18 protein-coding genes are annotated in these 18,333 nt (G+C 69.8%); all 18 read left to right on the forward strand.

Features of this window, described 5'->3' with window-relative positions; genetic code table 11:
- Window positions 1–84 precede the first annotated feature (84 nt).
- The 18 genes from CLV71_RS43205 to CLV71_RS43285 all read left to right on the forward strand — a co-directional run bounded on the left by CLV71_RS43205 (window position 85) and on the right by CLV71_RS43285 (window position 18,290).
- Entirely contained in the window at window positions 85–525 is a 441-nt protein-coding gene (locus CLV71_RS43205) for a PH domain-containing protein (protein ID WP_133908779.1), read from the forward strand.
- A gap of 14 nt (window positions 526–539) precedes the next feature.
- Complete coding sequence (gene ilvD, locus CLV71_RS43210) at window positions 540–2,384, forward strand: dihydroxy-acid dehydratase (RefSeq protein ID WP_133908780.1); 1,845 nt, start codon at window positions 540–542, stop codon at window positions 2,382–2,384.
- Window positions 2,385–2,612: 228 nt separating this feature from the next.
- Window positions 2,613–2,702 carry a putative leader peptide gene (locus tag CLV71_RS50535; RefSeq protein ID WP_341771717.1) on the forward strand — a complete coding sequence of 30 codons (90 nt, stop codon included), beginning with the start codon at window positions 2,613–2,615 and terminating at the stop codon, window positions 2,700–2,702.
- Between the two features lie 114 nt (window positions 2,703–2,816).
- Window positions 2,817–4,496: a nitrite/sulfite reductase gene (locus CLV71_RS43215; protein ID WP_133908781.1), complete on the forward strand. Its 1,680-nt coding sequence runs from the start codon at window positions 2,817–2,819 to the stop codon at window positions 4,494–4,496.
- A complete protein-coding gene (locus tag CLV71_RS43220; RefSeq protein WP_133908782.1) occupies window positions 4,493–4,654 on the forward strand; it encodes an Insertion element protein in 162 nt (53 codons plus the stop codon). Before CLV71_RS43215 ends, CLV71_RS43220 begins: the two co-directional genes overlap by 4 nt.
- Window positions 4,651–5,343: a phosphoadenylyl-sulfate reductase gene (locus tag CLV71_RS43225; protein WP_133908783.1), complete on the forward strand. Its 693-nt coding sequence runs from the start codon at window positions 4,651–4,653 to the stop codon at window positions 5,341–5,343. Before CLV71_RS43220 ends, CLV71_RS43225 begins: the two co-directional genes overlap by 4 nt.
- The gene (gene cysD, locus CLV71_RS43230; RefSeq protein ID WP_133908784.1) at window positions 5,340–6,248 is read left to right on the forward strand and encodes a sulfate adenylyltransferase subunit CysD; all 909 of its coding nucleotides are present in this window, start codon (window positions 5,340–5,342) and stop codon (window positions 6,246–6,248) included. The genes CLV71_RS43225 and cysD overlap by 4 nt, the downstream gene beginning before the upstream one ends.
- On the forward strand, window positions 6,248–7,525 hold the full coding sequence (locus CLV71_RS43235; protein WP_133908785.1) for a sulfate adenylyltransferase subunit 1: 1,278 nt from the start codon (window positions 6,248–6,250) through the stop codon (window positions 7,523–7,525). Before cysD ends, CLV71_RS43235 begins: the two co-directional genes overlap by 1 nt.
- A gap of 14 nt (window positions 7,526–7,539) precedes the next feature.
- Window positions 7,540–8,598 (forward strand): ABC transporter substrate-binding protein, encoded by a 1,059-nt coding sequence (locus CLV71_RS43240; RefSeq protein ID WP_166664491.1) that lies wholly within the window; start codon window positions 7,540–7,542, stop codon window positions 8,596–8,598.
- 18 nt (window positions 8,599–8,616) lie between these two features.
- Entirely contained in the window at window positions 8,617–9,393 is a 777-nt protein-coding gene (locus tag CLV71_RS43245; protein WP_133908786.1) for an ABC transporter ATP-binding protein, read from the forward strand.
- Entirely contained in the window at window positions 9,383–10,294 is a 912-nt protein-coding gene (locus tag CLV71_RS43250; RefSeq protein ID WP_133908787.1) for an ABC transporter permease, read from the forward strand. Before CLV71_RS43245 ends, CLV71_RS43250 begins: the two co-directional genes overlap by 11 nt.
- Window positions 10,294–11,028 carry a sirohydrochlorin chelatase gene (locus tag CLV71_RS43255; protein WP_133908788.1) on the forward strand — a complete coding sequence of 245 codons (735 nt, stop codon included), beginning with the start codon at window positions 10,294–10,296 and terminating at the stop codon, window positions 11,026–11,028. Before CLV71_RS43250 ends, CLV71_RS43255 begins: the two co-directional genes overlap by 1 nt.
- A 140-nt stretch (window positions 11,029–11,168) precedes the next feature.
- On the forward strand, window positions 11,169–11,756 hold the full coding sequence (locus CLV71_RS43260) for a toll/interleukin-1 receptor domain-containing protein (RefSeq protein ID WP_166664492.1): 588 nt from the start codon (window positions 11,169–11,171) through the stop codon (window positions 11,754–11,756).
- Window position 11,757: 1 nt separating this feature from the next.
- A complete protein-coding gene (locus CLV71_RS43265) occupies window positions 11,758–13,371 on the forward strand; it encodes a CATRA system-associated protein (RefSeq protein WP_133908790.1) in 1,614 nt (537 codons plus the stop codon).
- A gap of 39 nt (window positions 13,372–13,410) precedes the next feature.
- On the forward strand, window positions 13,411–14,058 hold the full coding sequence (locus tag CLV71_RS43270; RefSeq protein ID WP_133908791.1) for a hypothetical protein: 648 nt from the start codon (window positions 13,411–13,413) through the stop codon (window positions 14,056–14,058).
- Window positions 14,055–17,162, forward strand: coding sequence for a helicase HerA domain-containing protein (locus tag CLV71_RS43275; protein WP_133908792.1), 3,108 nt, complete (start codon window positions 14,055–14,057; stop codon window positions 17,160–17,162). The genes CLV71_RS43270 and CLV71_RS43275 overlap by 4 nt, the downstream gene beginning before the upstream one ends.
- Window positions 17,163–17,287: 125 nt before the next feature.
- Window positions 17,288–17,506, forward strand: coding sequence for a hypothetical protein (locus CLV71_RS43280; RefSeq protein ID WP_133908793.1), 219 nt, complete (start codon window positions 17,288–17,290; stop codon window positions 17,504–17,506).
- Between the two features lie 10 nt (window positions 17,507–17,516).
- Window positions 17,517–18,290, forward strand: a complete 774-nt coding sequence (locus CLV71_RS43285) for an enoyl-CoA hydratase-related protein (protein WP_133908794.1) — start codon at window positions 17,517–17,519, stop codon at window positions 18,288–18,290.
- Window positions 18,291–18,333 lie beyond the last annotated feature (43 nt).

The raw sequence follows: 18,333 nt of genomic DNA on the forward strand, positions 1-18,333 counted from the left end.
GTCAACTCTGCGGGATCGCGGTCCCGGATGGTGAGAGCCCTGCTGGTCGCGAGGCTGGTCGCGCCGCGTGGCACCATGTAGACCGTGACCGTTCAGCAGGTGCCGGCGCGGCTGGTGTTCCGCATCCCGGCGACCGCCGTGCTCGGTGCGCTGCTGCTCGCCGTGGCCGCGACGCCGTTCGCGTGGGCGGCGCCGGGCCTGTACGCGGTCTACCTGGTGCCGGTGGCCGTCATCGTGTGGGTGATGCGTGTCCGCACGACCGCCGACCGGGACAAGCTGGTGACCCGGACCCTGTTCGGGCGGCACGTGCTGCCGTGGTCGGACGTGCGTGCGCTCCGGGTGTCCGAGCGGTCCTGGGTGCGGGCCGTGGTCGAGGACGGGAAGGAACTCCCGCTGCCGACCGTGCGCACCCGCCACCTCCCGGCCCTCGCCCTGATCAGCGGTGGCCGGCTGGACGACCCGACCGAGGCGCCGGAGCCGGCAGGCGTGCCCGCCGCGGAGCCGTCGGAAGAAGACGCTGACTAGGACTTGGAGGAGCCGTGCCTGAGCTCCGTTCCCGAACCACCACCCATGGCCGCAACGCGGCGGGCGCCCGTGCGCTCTGGCGCGCCACCGGCATGACCGACGGCGACTTCGGCAAGCCGATCGTGGCCATCGCGAACTCCTACACGCAGTTCGTGCCGGGCCACGTGCACCTGCGTGACCTCGGCGACATCGTGGCCGCCGCGGTCAAGGAGGCGGGTGGCACCGCCCGCGAGTTCCACACCATCGCCGTGGACGACGGCATCGCCATGGGGCACGGCGGGATGCTGTACTCGCTGCCGTCGCGGGAGATCATCGCGGACAGCGTCGAGTACATGGTCAACGCGCACACCGCGGACGCGCTCGTGTGCATCTCGAACTGCGACAAGATCACGCCGGGCATGCTGAACGCGGCCATGCGCCTCGACATCCCGACGGTGTTCGTCTCCGGCGGCCCGATGGAGGCAGGCAAGGCGGTCGTCGTCGACGGGGTGACCCACACCTCGTCCGACCTGATCACCGCGATCTCCGCGTCGGCCAACGACAACGTGGACGACATCGGGCTGACCGCCGTCGAGCAGTCGGCGTGCCCGACCTGCGGGTCGTGCTCGGGGATGTTCACGGCGAACTCGATGAACTGTCTGACTGAGGCACTGGGTCTCGCCCTGCCGGGCAACGGGTCCACTCTGGCCACCCACTCCGCGCGACGCGACCTGTTCTCCCGCGCGGGCACGACGGTGATGGAGCTGGCCAAGCGGTACTACGGCGAGGACGACCACTCGGTGCTGCCGCGCTCGATCGCGACGCGCGAGGCGTTCGTCAACGCCATGGCGCTGGACATGGCGATGGGCGGGTCCACCAACACCGTGCTGCACATCCTCGCGGCGGCGCGTGAGGGCGAGGTCGACTTCACCCTTTCGGACATCGACGACATCTCACGGCGCGTGCCGTGCCTGGCGAAGGTGTCGCCGAACTCCAGCTACCACATGGAAGACGTGCACCGAGCGGGTGGAATTCCCGCGATCCTGGGTGAACTGTGGCGAGGCGGGAAGCTCAACGAGGGCGTCCACACGATCCACTCGCCGTCACTCGAGCAGTGGCTGTCCGAATGGGACATTCGGGCGAAGTCGCCGTCCGAGGAGGCCGTCGAGCTGTTCCACGCGGCGCCGGGCGGGGTCAGGACCACGAAGGCGTTCTCGACGTCGAACCGCTGGTCCTCGCTGGACACGGACGCCGCCGACGGCTGCATCCACGACGTCGAGCACGCCTACACGGCCGAGGGGGGCCTCGCGGTGCTGCGCGGCAACCTGGCCGAGAACGGCGCCGTGATCAAGGCGGCGGGCATCGAGGAGGAGCTGTTCCGCTTCGAGGGGCCCGCGCGCGTGGTCGAGAGCCAGGAGGAGGCCGTCTCGGTGATCCTCAAGCGTGAGATCCAGCCGGGTGACGTGCTGGTCGTGCGCTACGAGGGCCCGGCGGGCGGTCCCGGCATGCAGGAGATGCTGCACCCGACGGCGTTCCTGAAAGGCGCGGGCCTCGGCAAGAAGTGCGCCCTGATCACGGACGGCCGCTTCTCCGGCGGGACCTCGGGCCTGTCGATCGGCCACATCTCCCCGGAGGCGGCGGGCGGCGGCCTGATCGGTCTGGTCGAGGACGGCGACCGCATCCTGATCGACGTGCACGAGCGCCGGCTGGAGCTGCTGGTCTCCGACGACGTCCTGGCCGACCGCCGCGCGAAGATGGAGTCGGCCGAGCGCCCCTGGCAGCCGAAGGACCGCCAGCGCCAGGTGACGGCCGCCCTCCGCGCCTACGCCCGCCTGACGACCGACGCCTCCTACGGCGCCGTCCGCGACGTCAGTCGCTGACCGAGGAGCACCCACACGGGCCCACACCGATCACGCCGACGTGATCGGTGTGGGCAAGTCTCCGGCCAGCGTCGAACCCGACTGCTTCCCACGACTGCCCGCTGACGGAGCAGACGGCTACTGCCATCGGGCGCATGTCGAGCGTCAATGGAGTATGAGTCGGGTCACGGTGTCCCACGATACGGATCGCGTTGGACCACACCGTGGGCGCGTGGCACGCTGAAAAGCATGATGACCGCGATCGAACTGCTCCTCGTGGCACGGCGCCACGTGGACTTCGTTCGCGTCTCCAGCGCGATCTGCCGTCGGGTCAGCTGACCCGTCGCCGCCGTATTGATCAAGTCGGCGCCCGGGTGCGCCGACCGACCTCCTCCAGTTCCCGAGGGTCCTCCGGTGCGCGCGAGTGCCCTGGACGTCCCGGAGGACTGACGGGTGTCAACTCCCACCACGCCCAAGCGAGCGCCCCGCCGCCGCGGTGAGGGCCAGTGGGCGCTCGGGTACCGCGAGCCGCTCAACCCGAACGAACGCAGCAAGAAGGACGACAACCCGCTCAACGTCCGTGACCGCATCGAGAACATCTACGCGCACGGCGGCTTCGACAGCATCGACCCCGGCGACCTGCGTGGACGTTTCCGCTGGTACGGCCTCTACACCCAGCGCAAGCCGGGCATCGACGGCGGCCGGACCGCCACGCTGGAGCCCGAGGAGCTGGACGACAGCTACTTCATGCTCCGCGTCCGCATCGACGGCGGCGCCGTCACCACCGAGCAGCTGCGGGTCATCGGCGAGCTGTCCAAGGACTACGCCCGCGACACCGCCGACATCACCGACCGGCAGAACATCCAGTACCACTGGATCCAGATCGAGGACATGCCCACGATCTGGGAACGCCTCGAAGGCGCAGGCCTCACCACGATGGAGGCCTGCGGCGACAGCCCGCGGGTGATCCTGGGCTCCCCGGTCGCCGGCATCGCCACCGACGAGGTCGTCGACGGCACCCCGGCCATCGACGAGATCAAAGAGCGCTACATCGGCCTGCCCGAGTTCTCGAACCTGCCACGCAAGTTCAAGACCGCGATCTCCGGCCTCCCGGACGTCGCCCACGAGGTGCACGACATCGCGTTCGTCGGCGTCGACCACCCCGAGCACGGGCCCGGGTTCGACCTGTGGGTCGGCGGTGGTCTGTCCACCAACCCCATGATCGGGCAGCGCCTCGGTACCTGGGTGCCACGCGACGAGGTGCCGGACGTCTGGGCAGGCGTGATCAGCATCTTCCGCGACTACGGCTACCGCCGCCTCCGGCACCGCGCCCGCATCAAGTTCCTGGTGAAGGACTGGGGTGCGGAGAAGTTCCGCGAGGTGCTGGAGACGGAGTACCTGAAGAGGAAGCTCGTCGACGGGCCAGCGCCGAAGGTGCCGGACCAGCCGCGTGACCACGTCGGTGTGCACGAGCAGCGGGACGGCAACTTCTACGTCGGCGCCGCGCCGATCGCCGGACGTGTCTCGGGCTCGACGCTCATCGCGGTCGCCGAGGCCGCCGAGGCAGCCGGCTCCCACCGGGTCCGGTTCACGCCGCAGCAGAAGCTGATCGTGCTGGACGTGGCCAAGTCCGAAGTGGACGGTCTGCGGACCGCTCTCGCCGGGCTCGGCCTGCAGACCGACCCGTCGCCGTGGCGGCGCGGGGTGATGGCCTGCACCGGCATCGAGTTCTGCAAGCTCGCGATCGTCGAGACCAAGGCCCGCGCGGCGAACCTGGTGACCACGCTGGAGGACCGGCTCAAGGACATCACCGCCGACGTGACCACGCCGATCAGCGTGCACATCAACGGCTGCCCCAACTCCTGCGCCCGCATCCAGACCGCCGACATCGGGCTGAAGGGCCAGATCGTCACCGACGCCGACGGCAACCAGGTCGAGGGCTTCCAGGTCCACCTCGGCGGCGGGCTCGGCCTCGACGCCGGGTTCGGCCGCAAGCTCCGTGGCCACAAGGTGACCGCCGACGAGCTGGCCGAGTACGTGGAGCGGGTCGTGCGCAACTACGTGGCCGACCGCGAACCGGACGAGCGTTTCCCGCAGTGGGTCGCCCGCGCCGCCGAGGACGACCTCAAATGACCGAGCGTGCCACGCCTTTCTACTGCCCCTACTGCGGCGACGAGGACCTGCGCCCGCAGGAGGACCCGCACGCCGCCTGGCTGTGCACCGGCTGCCGGCGCGTGTTCACGGTCAAGTTCGTGGGACTCAACCTTGCGAAGGAAGAGGTGACCCGGTGACCACCGCGACCGACCTCGAACGTCTTGCGGAGCAGGCCCAGGAGGAGCTCTCCGACGCGACCGCGGCGGAGGCCCTGGCCTGGACCGCGAAGACCTTCGGCGACAACTTCATCGTCGCCTCCAACATGCAGGACGCGGTGTTGATCGACCTGGCGGTCAAGGCGAAGCCGGACGTCGACATCCTGTTCCTGGAGACCGGCTACCACTTCGCGGAGACCATCGGCACCCGGGACGCCGTCGAGGTGACCTACCCGTCGATCCGCATCGTGAACGCCGAGGCCGAGCAGTCGGTCGCCGACCAGGAGGCGGAGTTCGGGCTGCTCAACAAGACCGACCCGACGCAGTGCTGCTTCCTGCGCAAGGTGGTACCGCTGCAGAAGACCCTGGCGAGGTACGGCGCGTGGGTGACGGGCGTGCGCCGTGTCGACGCGCCGACCCGCGCGAGCACACCGATCGTGCAGTGGGACGACCGCAACGGCCTGGTGAAGGTCAACCCGATCGCGCCGTGGACCGACGAGGAGTTCCGCGACTACATCGACGCCAACGGCATCCTGGAGAACCCGCTGGTCGGCGAGGGCTACCTGTCCATCGGCTGCGCGCCGTGCACCGCGAAGCCGCTGCCGGGTCAGGACGCCCGCAGCGGTCGCTGGGCCGGGCTCGCCAAGACCGAGTGCGGGCTGCACGGATGACCGCGACCGTCGAGACGCTGGACGCCCTGGGACGCCTGGAGTCCGAGGCCATCCACATCATGCGTGAGGTGGCGGGCGAGTTCGACCGGCCGGTGATCCTCTTCTCCGGCGGCAAGGACTCGACGCTGCTGCTGCACCTCGCGGTCAAGGCGTTCTGGCCGGCGCCGGTGCCGTTCCCCCTGCTGCACGTGGACACCGGGCACAACTTCGACGAGGTCATCGAGTTCCGCGACCGGGTCGTCGCACGTTACGGCCTGCGGCTGGTGGTCGCGCACGTCCAGGACTGGATCGACGACGGCAGGCTCACCGAGCGGCCGGACGGCACCCGCAACCCGCTGCAGACCGTGCCGCTGCTGGACACCATCACGGCCAACAAGTTCGACGCGGTGTTCGGCGGCGGGCGCCGCGACGAGGAGCGGGCCAGGGCGAAGGAGCGGATCTTCAGCCTGCGCAACGCGTTCGGCCAGTGGGAGCCACGCAGGCAGCGGCCGGAGCTGTGGAACCTGTACAACGGACGGCACCGGCCGGGCGAGCACGTGCGGGTGTTCCCGCTGTCGAACTGGACCGAGCTGGACGTGTGGCGTTACATCGCCCGCGAGCGCATCGAGCTGCCGTCGATCTACTACGCCCACGAGCGGGATGTCTACCTGCGTGACGGCATGTGGCTCGCCGAGGGTCCCTGGGGCGGCCCCCGTGACGGGGAGACGTTGACGCACAAGATGATCCGGTACCGGACGGTCGGCGACGGCTCGTGCACCGGCGCCGTCGAGTCGACCGCGACGACCCTCGACGAGGTGATCGCCGAGGTGGCCGCGAGCCGTCTCACCGAGCGCGGCGCGACCCGCGCCGACGACCGCCTGTCGGAGGCGGCCATGGAGGATCGCAAACGGGAAGGCTACTTCTGATGAGCGATCTACTCAGGCTGGCCACCGCGGGGAGCGTGGACGACGGGAAGTCGACGCTCGTCGGCCGGCTGTTGTACGACACGAAGTCCGTGCTCGCCGACCAGCTCGACGCCGTGCACCGCGCGAGCGTCGACAAAGGACTATCTACTCCGGACCTGTCGCTGCTCGTGGACGGGCTGCGGTCGGAGCGGGAGCAGGGCATCACGATCGACGTCGCCTACCGGTACTTCGCCACCGACAGGCGGTCGTTCGTGCTCGCCGACACGCCCGGCCACGTGCAGTACACCCGCAACACCGTGACCGGCGCGTCGACGGCCGAGCTGGCGATCCTGCTGGTGGACGCACGCAAGGGCGTCCTCGAGCAGACCAAGCGGCATGCCGCGGTACTCGCGCTGCTCGGCGTGCCCAGGCTCGTGCTCGCGGTCAACAAGATCGACCTCGTCAACTACGACAAGGGCACGTTCGAGGTGATCGCCAAGGAGTTCGCCACCCACGCGACCTCCCTCGGCTACCCGACGGGCGCCGTGCTCACGATCCCGCTGTCCGCGTTGCGCGGCGACAACGTGGTGGAGCACTCCCCCAACACGCCCTGGTACGCCGGCCCGACACTGCTGGAGCACCTGGAGACCGTGCCGGTCGAACCGGACCCGCACGAGGCGCCGTTCCGGTTCCCCGTGCAGTACGTGATCCGGCCGCGCACCGAGGCCTACCCCGACTACCGCGGCTACGCGGGACAGGTCGCCGCGGGCACGATCCGCCCCGGCGACGAGGTCGTCGTGCTGCCCGCGGGCGCACGGACCACCGTCACGAAGATCGACACGCCGGACGGCGAGCTGTCCGAGGCGGCGGCCGGCCGTTCGGTGACGCTGCTCCTGGCCGACGACATCGACATCTCCCGGGGTGACCTCATCGCGGGCGTCGCGGAGCCGCCGGAGCTGACGGACGAGCTGTCCGCGACGCTGGCGTGGCTCGCGGACAAACCGTTGCGGGCCAGCCAGAAGGTACTTGTCAAGTCCGGAGCCAAGACCGTCCAGGCTGTGGTCACCGAGTTGCGCACCCGGTTCGACGAGCAGAGGCTGTCCACCCAGGAAAACCCGGAAACGTTGACGCTCAACGAGATCGGCCAGGTGACCCTGCGCACCGCGGAGCCGCTGCCAGTCGATCGTTACACGAGCCACGGACGGACCGGCGCTTTCCTGGTGATCGACCCGGCCGACGGCACCACGCTGGCCGCGGGGTTGGTCGGGGCACCGCTTCCGTTACTCGACAAGGACTAGAGAGGCCCGAGCCAGTGCGAACCCGCCTACTCCTCGCCACGACCGTCGCGTTGTCCCTGCTGGCCGCGGCGTGCTCACGAGCCGACAGCGGTTCGACCGAGTCGGACACACCCGCGAAGGACACCAGCCCTGCCACCGAACTGCGGCTCGGCTACTTCCCCAACGTCACCCACGCCCCCGCGCTGATCGGCCTGGACAAGGGCCTGTTCGAGAAGGAGCTGGGGAAGACCAAGCTGACCCGCCAGGAGTTCAACGCGGGTCCCAACGAGGTGTCCGCACTGCTCGGCGGCTCGCTCGACATCGGCTTCATCGGCTCGGGCCCTGCCATCAACGCCTACGCGAAGTCCAACGGCGAGGCTGTCCGGCTGATCTCGGGTGTCACCTCGGGTGGCGCGCAGTTCGTGACCACGCCGGACATCGCCAGGCCCGAGGACCTCGTCGGCAAGACGGTCGTCACCCCGCAGCTCGGCAACACGCAGGACGTGTCGCTGAAGAAGTGGTTGGCGGACAAGAAGCTCACCGGCAAGGTGCAGGTCACCAACATGGACAACGCGCAGACCCTCGACGCGTTCAAGGGTGGCCAGGTGCAGGCGGCGTGGCTGCCGGAGCCGTGGTCGTCGCGGCTCGTGCTGGAGGCGGGTGCGAAGGTCCTCGTCGACGAGAAGGAGCTGTGGCCGGACGGTCAGTTCCCGACCACGGTCCTGGTGGTGCGCACGCAGTTCCTCGAGGAGCACCCGCAGACCGTACGTGCGTTCCTGAAGGGCCTGGTCGCCTCGATCGACTACGCCAACGACAACGCGGCCGACGCGCAGGCCGCGGTCAACAAGCAGCTGGAGACCTTAACCGGCAAGGCACTCAAGCCGGAGACCATCGAGCGCGCGTGGTCGAACATCACGCTCACGTTCGACCCGATCGCGGGTGAGTTCAAGCAGCTGGCCCAGGACCAGGTGATCGCGGGCATCGCGAAGGAAGCGCCGGACGTGGCCGGGTTCGCGAACCTGACCGAGCTCAACGCGGTGCTCGAGGACGCCGGTCAGCCCGAGGTCGACGCGGGCGGGCTGGACAAGAAGTAGGAGCAGGGGAGAGTCACCATGACCGCGACGCTCGACATTGGCGTTCAGACCGACTACGCCGTACGCCTTTCCGGCGTCGGCAAGACGTTCGGACAGGGTCGGCGTGCGGTCACGGCGCTCGACGGGGTCGACCTCGACGTCGCTCCCGGCGAGTTCGTGTGCCTGCTCGGCGCGTCCGGGTGCGGCAAGACGACCGTGCTGAACCTGGTCGCCGGCCTCGACGCGCCGAGTGCCGGCGAGATCGAGCTGAACACCTCGCGGCCCGCGGTCATGTTCCAGGAGGCGGCGCTCATGCCGTGGCTGACGGCGGCCCGCAACGTCGAGCTGCCGCTGCGCCTGGCCGGCGTGAAGCGGGCCGACCGCCGTGCGCGGGCCGACGAGCTGCTCGACCTGGTGCGGTTGAGCGGTGTTGGCGACAAACGGCCGCACGAGCTGTCCGGCGGCATGCGCCAGCGCGTGGCACTCGCCCGCGCGCTGGCGTCGGCCGTGGACGGGGACGCGAACTCGCTGCTGCTCATGGACGAGCCGTTCTCCGCACTCGACGCGATCACCCGGGACGTGCTGCAGTCGGAGCTGGTGCGGATCTGGCGCGCGACCGAGACGGCGGTCCTGTTCGTGACGCACGACGTCCGCGAGGCCGTGCGGCTGGGGCAGCGGGTCGTGCTGCTCTCGTCCCGGCCGGGCCGTGTCGTGCAGGAGTGGCACGTCGACGAGCTGAACCCGGCCGCGCAGCCCGCGGTGGTCGACGAGATCAACGCCCGCCTGCACGAGGTGATCAGCAGCCATGCCGGATAGCCCGGCCGAGACGGTCGACGAACCGTCGGTCGACCCGGCCCTCGACGCGTCGGTCGGCGCCGGTCTCGACGCGCTCGACACCCCGGTCGGGTCCGCGACGGACGGTCCCGGCCGGACCCGCCGGATCCTGCGCCAGGTGCTGCCACCGGTCGTCGTGCTGGTCGTGGTCGTCGTGATCTGGCAGGCGCTGTGGGCGGCCGCGATCTGGCCGGAGTACAAGCTGCCCGCGCCGGCGGCCGTCGGCGACGAGATCTGGAGCCGGGTGCTCGACGGCGAGTTCTTCGGCTTCCTGTGGGTCTCGGTGCACCGCGCGGTGATCGGCTTCGCCATCGCGATCGTCGTCGCCGTCCCGCTCGGACTGCTGATCGCGAGCTTCGGCCTGGTGAGACGAGGAATCGGACCGATCGTGTCCGGCCTGCAGAGCCTGCCGTCGGTCGCGTGGGTACCTGCCGCGATCCTGTGGTTCGGGCTCACCGACGCGTCCATCTACTTCGTGGTGCTGCTGGGCGCGGTCCCGTCGATCGCGAACGGCCTCGTGTCGGGCATGGACCAGATCCCGCCGATACTGCCGAGAGTCGGCAAGGTACTCGGGGCGGGACGACTGGCGTCGGCACGACACATCCTCCTGCCTGCGGCGCTACCGGGGTTCCTGGGCGGCCTCAAGCAGGGTTGGGCGTTCTCGTGGCGATCGCTGATGGCGGCGGAGCTGATCGCGACGTCACCTCAGCTCGGGGTCGGGCTGGGGCAGTTCCTGCAGAACGGCATGTCGCTGTCGGACATGTCGATGGTGATGGCGGCGATCATCCTGATCCTGTTCGTCGGCATCGGTATCGAGCTGGCGGTGTTCCGGCCGCTGGAGCGCACGGTCCTGCGGGCCCGCGGGCTGACCGGGGCGTTCTGATGGCACCACCGCTCGTGGCCGTCGCACACGGCAGCCGCGACCCCCGCTCGGCGGCGTGCATCAGCGCCCTGCTGGACGTGGTGCGTGCACAGCGGCCGGAGCTGGACGTCAGGGCGGCGTTCCTGGAGCTGTCCGCGCCCCGGGTGCCGGAGGTGTTGTCCGCGCTCGCCGCGGAAGGTCACCGGGAGGCAGTGATCGTGCCGCTGCTGCTCGGTTCGGCGTACCACGCGCGGGTCGACCTGCCGGGGCTGGTAGCCGAGGCACGGGCAAGGCTGCCGCGTCTGTCGGTGTCGGTGGCCGACGTACTGGGCCCGGACGAGCGGCTGTCCACCCTGGCACTGCGCCGGCTGGCGGCCACGGGTGTGTCGCTGGAGGACCCGTCACTGGGCGTGGTGCTGGCGGGTGCCGGTTCGTCACATCCGCGGGCGAACGCCGCGGTGGCGGCCGTGGCCGAGTCCTGGGCCCGACGGTTCCCGGTGGCTGGGGTGCTGCCCGCGTTCGCGTCGGCGGCCGAGCCGTCGGTGCCCGCGGCGGTGGCGGAGTTGCGGGCGCGTGGGGCGCTGCGGGTTGCCGTGGCGTCGTGGTTCCTCGCGCCGGGCCGGCTGCCGGACAAGGTCGCCCGACTGGCAGGCGACGCGGTCGTGGCCGAACCGCTGGGGCCGGGCTCCGAGCTGGCGTCGCTGGTGGCGGACCGGTACGCCGCGGCACTCGCGCCCGTCGCGCAGTACGCGTAACGCGACCGTTCACCTACCTTCGGTATTAGTGGCGTGTTGATCAAAAACACTGTCCACTTTTTGTCAACTATTTCCGCGAGCCGGTAACTTATGCTTTGCACCGCAACGTCGAGCGGGGTCAGAGGGGCGACGGGGGCGCGGTGTCCGACTACGAGTTCGACGTGTTTCTCAGCTATTCCCGCAAAGGCAGCTCGGGAAAGTGGGTGCACAACCACTTCCTACCCAAGTTACGTGACTGCCTCACCGACGAAATAGGCATAGTGCCGAAGATCTTCGTCGACCAGGAGATGGACGTCGGCTCGGTCTGGCCCAGTCGCCTCGAACAGGAGCTGATGCGCTCCAAGATCCTCGTGGCCATCTACTCCGCACAGTACTTCCAGTCGGACTGGTGTGTCGCGGAATGGAAGTCCATGGCCGCCCGAGAGGACCTGCTCGGCCTCGCTTCCCCCGACCTCACCCGGGGCCTGATCTTCCCGGTGCTCTATTCGGACTCCCACAACTTTCCCGAGTTCGGGCTCGATCGGATGTGGCACGACATGAAGGGGTATGACAACCCCGACCCCATGTTCCAGCAATCGCTCGACTGGCTCGAGTTCCACCGCAGAATGCGCCGGATAGCGGTCGACGTCGAGAACATGTTGCTGCAGGTGCCGAAATGGCAGGCGGACTGGCCGGTAGTGCGTCCCGATGTGCCCATCCGGGCGACTACCAAATTCCCGGGGTGGTGACATGGACGGGACCATCGTCACCTTCTACTCCTACAAGGGCGGCGTGGGCCGCAGCTTCACGCTGGCCAACATCGCGATCCTGCTGGCCCGCTGGGGACATCGCGTCCTCACCATCGACTGGGACCTCGAGGCGCCCGGTCTGCACGAGTACTTCGCGCCGCTGCTGTCCGAGCCCCCGCGCACCGGTCTGGTCGACCTCGTCTCCGACTTCACCACCGGCGGCGTGGGCGCGACGTCGAACTACATCACCAAACTGAGTTCCGACGACGGCGTCGTCGACCTGATGGCGGCGGGCCGCCGTGACGAGGACTACGCCAGGCGGGTGCAGAACATCGACTGGGCGGACCTGTACGAACACGGGTTCGCCGACGTGCTCGAGCGTCTACGCAAGGACTGGGTCACCGACTACGACTTCGTGCTCATCGACAGCCGGACCGGGTGGGCCGACATAGCCAGTATCTGCACCGCGCACCTCCCCGACCGCCTGGTCCTCGTGTTCACCGCCAATGACCAGAGCGTCGGTGGCGCTGTCGACGTCGCGAAACGGGCGGCCGTCGTGCGGGACCGGATGCCCTACGACCGGCCGAAGCTCCCCGTCCTTCCCGTGTTGTCCCGGTTCGACAGCCGCGTGGAGTACAAGCGGGCCGAGACCTGGTACCAGACCTGCACGGCGATGACCACTCCGCTGTTCAGCAACTGGCTGGTCAAACACGTGTCGCCCGCGTTGATGCTGCGCCACCTCACGCTGCCCTACGTCTCCTACTGGAGCTTCGGTGAGCAGTTGCCGGTGCTGGAGGAGACCACCCCCTCCGCGGACCAGATCGCGTACGCGCTCGAAACCGTCGCCGCGATCGTGGCGCACCGGTTCGACCGGACGGATCTGCTGGCGGACAACCGGGACGCCTACGTGGCCTCCGCACAGGGGCAGGCGCGCACCTTCGAGCTGGACATGCTGGTCAGCAGCCCCCGTTCCGCGGAGCGGCTCGCCACGGAGCTGGTCAACGGTCTGCGCGAGCACGGTATCCGCGCGAACCGGTCCCTGTCCGGCGACATCGACTTCCTCGGCACCAAACGGGACACGGCCCGGCACCTGTGCCTGGTCATCGACGACAAGGTGAGCCGCTGGCAGACCGCCGAGGCCGAGTGGTTCCTGCGCCGCACACTCGTCGCCGAGGACCGGCGGCTCTTCCCCGTCCTCACCGACACGACCAGCTCCCCCTCGCTGCCCGGCTTCCTCCGCAACATCCGGCGACTGGAGCTCGGCCCCGGCGTCACCGCGCACGACATCGCCCGCCAGTTGCGCGGTGAGCTCGGCGGCGAGCCGGTGCCCGAGGTCGACGGGGCGCGGACGTTCGCCGACACGGTCGCCGTGCTGGAACGGACGCGCCAGGTCAGTCTCAGCTACGACGGCTGGTTCCTCGTCCAGCAGACGCTGCGCACCATGTCGCCCGCCGTCGCCGCAGGCGAGTTCGAGCAGTTGCGCACGCTGACACAGGACCTGGACCTGGCGGTCCGCAACGGAGCAGGCAGCGGCTACCCCACGCCGCCGGAGGTGCAGGACCTCGTGGCCGGCCTGATCAGCGAGATCCGGTGGCGCGGCAAGAAACTTCCCTGATTTCCATCCGTGGTGAGCAATTTCGGAGGCTTCCCCCCAATGAATGACCGACTCGGCACCCAGCACATATCCGCGTTGTTCGCCCTCATGGGCGCGGCGCGGGAGATCACCAACACCGAGCTGCAGGAGCTCGCGGGCTTTCGCATCGACGGTCAGCTGCGCCGCACGCTCAACGAGCGCCACCTGGTCACGAGCACCCGCCAGGGCAACCGGCCCTTCGTGCACGAGCTGACCGACGCGGGCTGGAAACGCTGCGAGGCGGAGCTGGCCGGCGAGCGCCCCGAGGGCTCCGGCCACCTGGGCGGCGCGTTCTACCTGGTCCTCGACGGCATCGGCCGCTACCTGCGGCGCGACAACAAGATCCTCGCCGACGTGTTCCAGCCGGACGCCGGGGAAGGGGACCCCGGGCCGACGCAGTCCGACCCGGTCACCGACGCGACGATCGCCACCCTGTACCGCCAGCTGGCCGACAAGCAGGGCGACTGGGTCCGCCTCGCACAGCTGCGCCCCCTGCTCAACGGCGCCGACCGCACCGACGTCGACAAGCTCCTCAAGACGATGAGCAAGGCGGGCCGCGCCCACCTGGCCCCCAACCCGGACCGCAAGTCCGTGACCACCGCCGATCGCGAAGCAGCGATCCGGATCGGTGGTGAGGACAACCACCTGCTGGTGGTCGAACGGTCATGACCGATCCCCAGCGAGAAGCACTCGCCGCCCTCCGCTTCAACTGGTCCGAGACGCCGGACCACATCTGGAGCACCTCGCCCTACCATGTCGACGGCCTGCACGAGCACATCGAGCAGGAGATCCGCCTCGGCATCAACGACGCCAACTGGAGCGAGGGGCCGAGCCCCATCGGCCTGGTCCTGCAGGGTCAGAAAGGGGTCGGCAAGACCCACCTGCTCGGCTGGGTCCGCAGGGAGGTGCAGCGGCAGAAGGGCTACTTCTTCCTGATCGCCCTCAACTCCGGCACCTCGTTCTGGGCGGACGCCTCCGACGCCGTGCGCGCCGGGCTGATGCGCGGCGACGGCGGTGGCGAGACCCAGCTCTCGACCTTCCTCCGGCGGCTGTGCGAGCGCGTCGGCACGTCCGAGGCCGTCACGCAGGCCATCGCAGGCGACGCCCCGCTCACCGGCGAGGACCTCGAGGCGTTCATGTCCAGGCTCCGCAGGACCGACCAGATGGTCGGCCGCGAGTGCGGCGACACCGCCCGCGCTCTGGTCCTCTACGGGTCGGCCAGCGCGGACAACAACACCGTCGGCCAGGACTACCTCAGCGGCAAGCCCGGGCAGGACGACCACGGCAGGCAGACCTGGGGCATGCGACGGGAAGCGAGGGAGCCGCGCCAGATCGTCGGCGACGTCTCCAAGCTCCTCGCGATGACCGGGCCGAGCGTGATGGCGGTCGACCAGCTCGACACCCTGCTCGCCAAGGCGACCCAGGACCCCAGCGACCCCGAGCGGGACAGCGAGTACGGCCGCGAGGTGGCCCTCATCGCCGACGGTCTGATGCTGCTGCGCGAGCAGACGAGACGCACGCTGTCGCTGGTCGCCTGCATCCCGATCTCGTGGCAACGCCTGCGTGGCAAGGCGGTCGACTCCGTGCCGGACCGGTTCGTCGACTCGCTGACCGTCGGCCGGATCAAGAACCCGGACCGGGCCAGGGCGTTCGTGGAGGCCTGGCTCGACGTGCCGTACCAGAAGATCGGGTTCGACCCACCGCACCCGACCTGGCCCGTCGCGCCGGAGGCGTTCGAGGACTGGGACGAGCACTCCGCCCGGGAGGTGCTCAAGCACATCCGCTCCCACGCGGAGGCGTGTCTGCGGGGCGAGGTCCGCGAGCTGACCTCGTTCGACACCGACGTGGTGCGGGTAACGAACCCCGGACCGGTCCCCGAGCACGAGCCTGCGTCCTTCGCCGAGCTGGACGCCAGGTTCGACAAGCTGCGGGCCGACGCCAACGTCGAACCGGCGATGGACGAGCGGACCGAGGACGAGGTGATGCCCGGCTACCTCTCGGCGGCGCTGCGGGCCTGGATCACCGAGATGGGCAACGACGACATGACGTGGGAGGCCGAGTCGCAACCGGACGACACGACCGTCCACGCGGGGCTGTCACGGGTGATCGACGAGGACCTCGACGTCGAGGAGCACTGGGCGTTCCGCGCCATCGCGGCCACGCACCACCTGTCGGCGCTGCGGCGGCTGCGCAACGCCAAGGCGGCAGCGGGCGGGCGGACCAGTGCGGAGGGGCGGCACCTCATCCTGATCCGCAACATCGCCTGGTCCAAGGGCACGAAGACGCAGGCGGAGTTGAAGGAGTTCGAGTCCGCGGGCGGACGGGTGCTGCGGGTCTCCGAGGAGGACCTGCGGACGTTCAGCGCCCTCGAGGAGCTGCTGCGGACGCAGAGCTACGAGCTGCTGGAGTGGCTCGTGGCGCGCAGGCCTGCCAGCCAGTCCGCGCTGTTGCGCGAGATCCTGCCGGTGATGGCCCCAAAAGGAGTGCGGCCGTCGCCTGAGAAGGTGCCGGTCGACGCCGGGCCGGTTGCCGAGGTGGCGTCGGCCACCACCATCTCGCTCGGGGTCGACGGGCCGGTGCCCATCGACCTGGAGACGTTGCGGAAGCACGTGGTGATCTTCGCTGGGTCCGGGTCGGGGAAGACCGTGCTCATGCGGCGGATCGTCGAGGAGTGTGCGCTGCGCGGGGTGTCCTCGATCGTGCTCGACTCGAACAACGACCTCGCTCGGCTCGGCGACCCGTGGCCGGTGGCGCCGGAACAGTGGGGGCACGGCGACGACGAGCGGGCGCGGGAGTACCTCGACAACACCGACGTCGTCGTGTGGACGCCGGGGCGTGCGGCGGGGCGGCCGCTCAGCTTCCAGCCGCTGCCGGACTTCTCCTCGGTCCTCGACGACGCGGACGAGTTCAACCAGTCCGTCGAGGCGGCGGTCGCCACGCTCGCGCCCTACGCCAAGGTCAACGGGACCACCGACAAGGCGACCCGGGGCAAGGCCGTGCTGCGGGAGGCGCTCACCCGCTACGCCCGCGACGGCGCCCGCAGCCTGCCCGGCTTCGTGGAACTGCTGGCCGACCTGCCGGACGGTGTGAGCGGGCTCAGCAGCGGTCACAAGATCGCCGGTGACCTCGCGGAGACGCTCAAGGCCGCGATGGTCAACAACCCGCTGCTCGGCGGGATGGGCACGCCGGCCGACCCGGCCGCGCTCCTGACGCCGGCCGACGGCAAGCGGGCGCGGATCTCCGTGATCAGCTTCGTCGGGCTGCCCTCCGACGAGCAGCGGCAGGGGTTCGTCAACCAGCTGCAGATGGAGGTCTTCGCGTGGGTCAAGCGCAACCCCGCGCGTGATCGTCCGCTGGGCGGCCTGCTGGTCATGGACGAGGCGCAGATGCTGGCCCCGTCGCAGGCGTCGACCGCGAGCCTCTACAGCACGATCGTCCTGGCGTCGCAGGCACGGAAGTACGGCCTCGGCCTGCTGTTCGCGACCCAGGCGCCGAAGGGGCTGCACAACCAGATCACCGGCAACGCCACGACCCAGTTCTTCGGCAAGCTCAACAGCCCGGCCCAGATCGCGGCGGCCAACGACATGGCCCGCGCCAAGGGCGCCACGATGAACGACATCTCCGGCCTCGGCGTCGGCCAGTTCTACGTCACCAGCGAGAAGTTCGGCTTCCGCCGCATGCGGTCGCCGTTCTGCCTCAGCCACCACCCACCCAGCCCGCTGCGCGACGAGGAGGTGCTGGACCGGGCCAGAAAGGGACTTCGGGCAGACTGAGGAACATGCCCAGAGCCCCAGGGGCTGTCGTGTTGCTTCTCTGTGGTGTCGCGGGTTCGTCTCGATGGTCTGGGGCCCTGTCGGCCAGCTGTGCCACTCCGCGTGAGGGCCTCGACCACGACCTCATGGACGTCGAGCGGCAGATCGACCGGAACGAGCTGCGGATCGGGGACGCGCTGCTCGCCATGGGCAAGCACGTCCGCCTGTTCGAGCGATGGACCGATGCCACCCGGACGAGCTACGTGGCCTACGACTCCGGGTCGACCCCTGTCAAACACCAGGTCTACGTGCGGGCGCGCCCGGGTGAGTACGACTACGTCCCCATCCGCTACGACCCTCGCTAGTCTCACCGGCATGGCTGACGAGCTGGTGCACTACACGGTCGACAGGGGCGTCGGGACGATCACGCTGGACTCGCCGCACAACCGCAACGCGCTGTCGGCGCAGATGCGGCGTGAGCTGCGGGACCACCTGACCACGGCGACGGGCGACGACGCGGTGCGGGTGATCGTGCTCGACCACACCGGGCCCGTCTTCTGCTCGGGCATGGACCTCAAGGAGGCAGGCACCCCGGAGTCGGCCGTCAGCGGCGTCAACGAGTTCCCCGAGATCCTCGGGCAGATCTGGACCAGCTCGAAGCCCGTCGTCGCGAAGCTCGCCGGGCCCGCGCGGGCGGGTGGTGTCGGCATGGTCGCCGCGGCGGACATCGCGGTCGCCGTGGACACCGCCACGTTCGCGTTCACCGAGGTGCGGATCGGCGTCGTGCCCGCGGTCATCTCGGTGACCGTCCTGCCCCGGCTGCTCCCCCGCGCCGCGCACGAGCTGTTCCTGACCGGCGAGAAGTTCGACGCCGCCAGGGCCGTCGAGATCGGGCTGCTCAACGCCGCGGTGCCTGCCGAGTCGCTGGACGCCGAGGTCGACCGCTACACCGGCATGCTCGCGCTCGGCGGGCCGACCGCGCTCGCGGCCACCAAGGAGATGCTGCGCAGGGCCAGGGCGGCCGACCTCGCCGACGACTTCGCGGACATGCTGGAGCTGTCGGCCGGGTTCTTCGCGAGCGAGGAGGGTCAGGAGGGCATCAGGGCGTTCGCGGAGAAGCGGCCTGCCGCCTGGGTGCCCAGGGAGTGACGGTCAGCCACCCCGGGCCTGCACGAAGTACCCCACGACCACG

Source organism: Actinophytocola oryzae, assembly GCF_004364325.1.
Taxonomy (GTDB): domain Bacteria; phylum Actinomycetota; class Actinomycetes; order Mycobacteriales; family Pseudonocardiaceae; genus Actinophytocola; species Actinophytocola oryzae.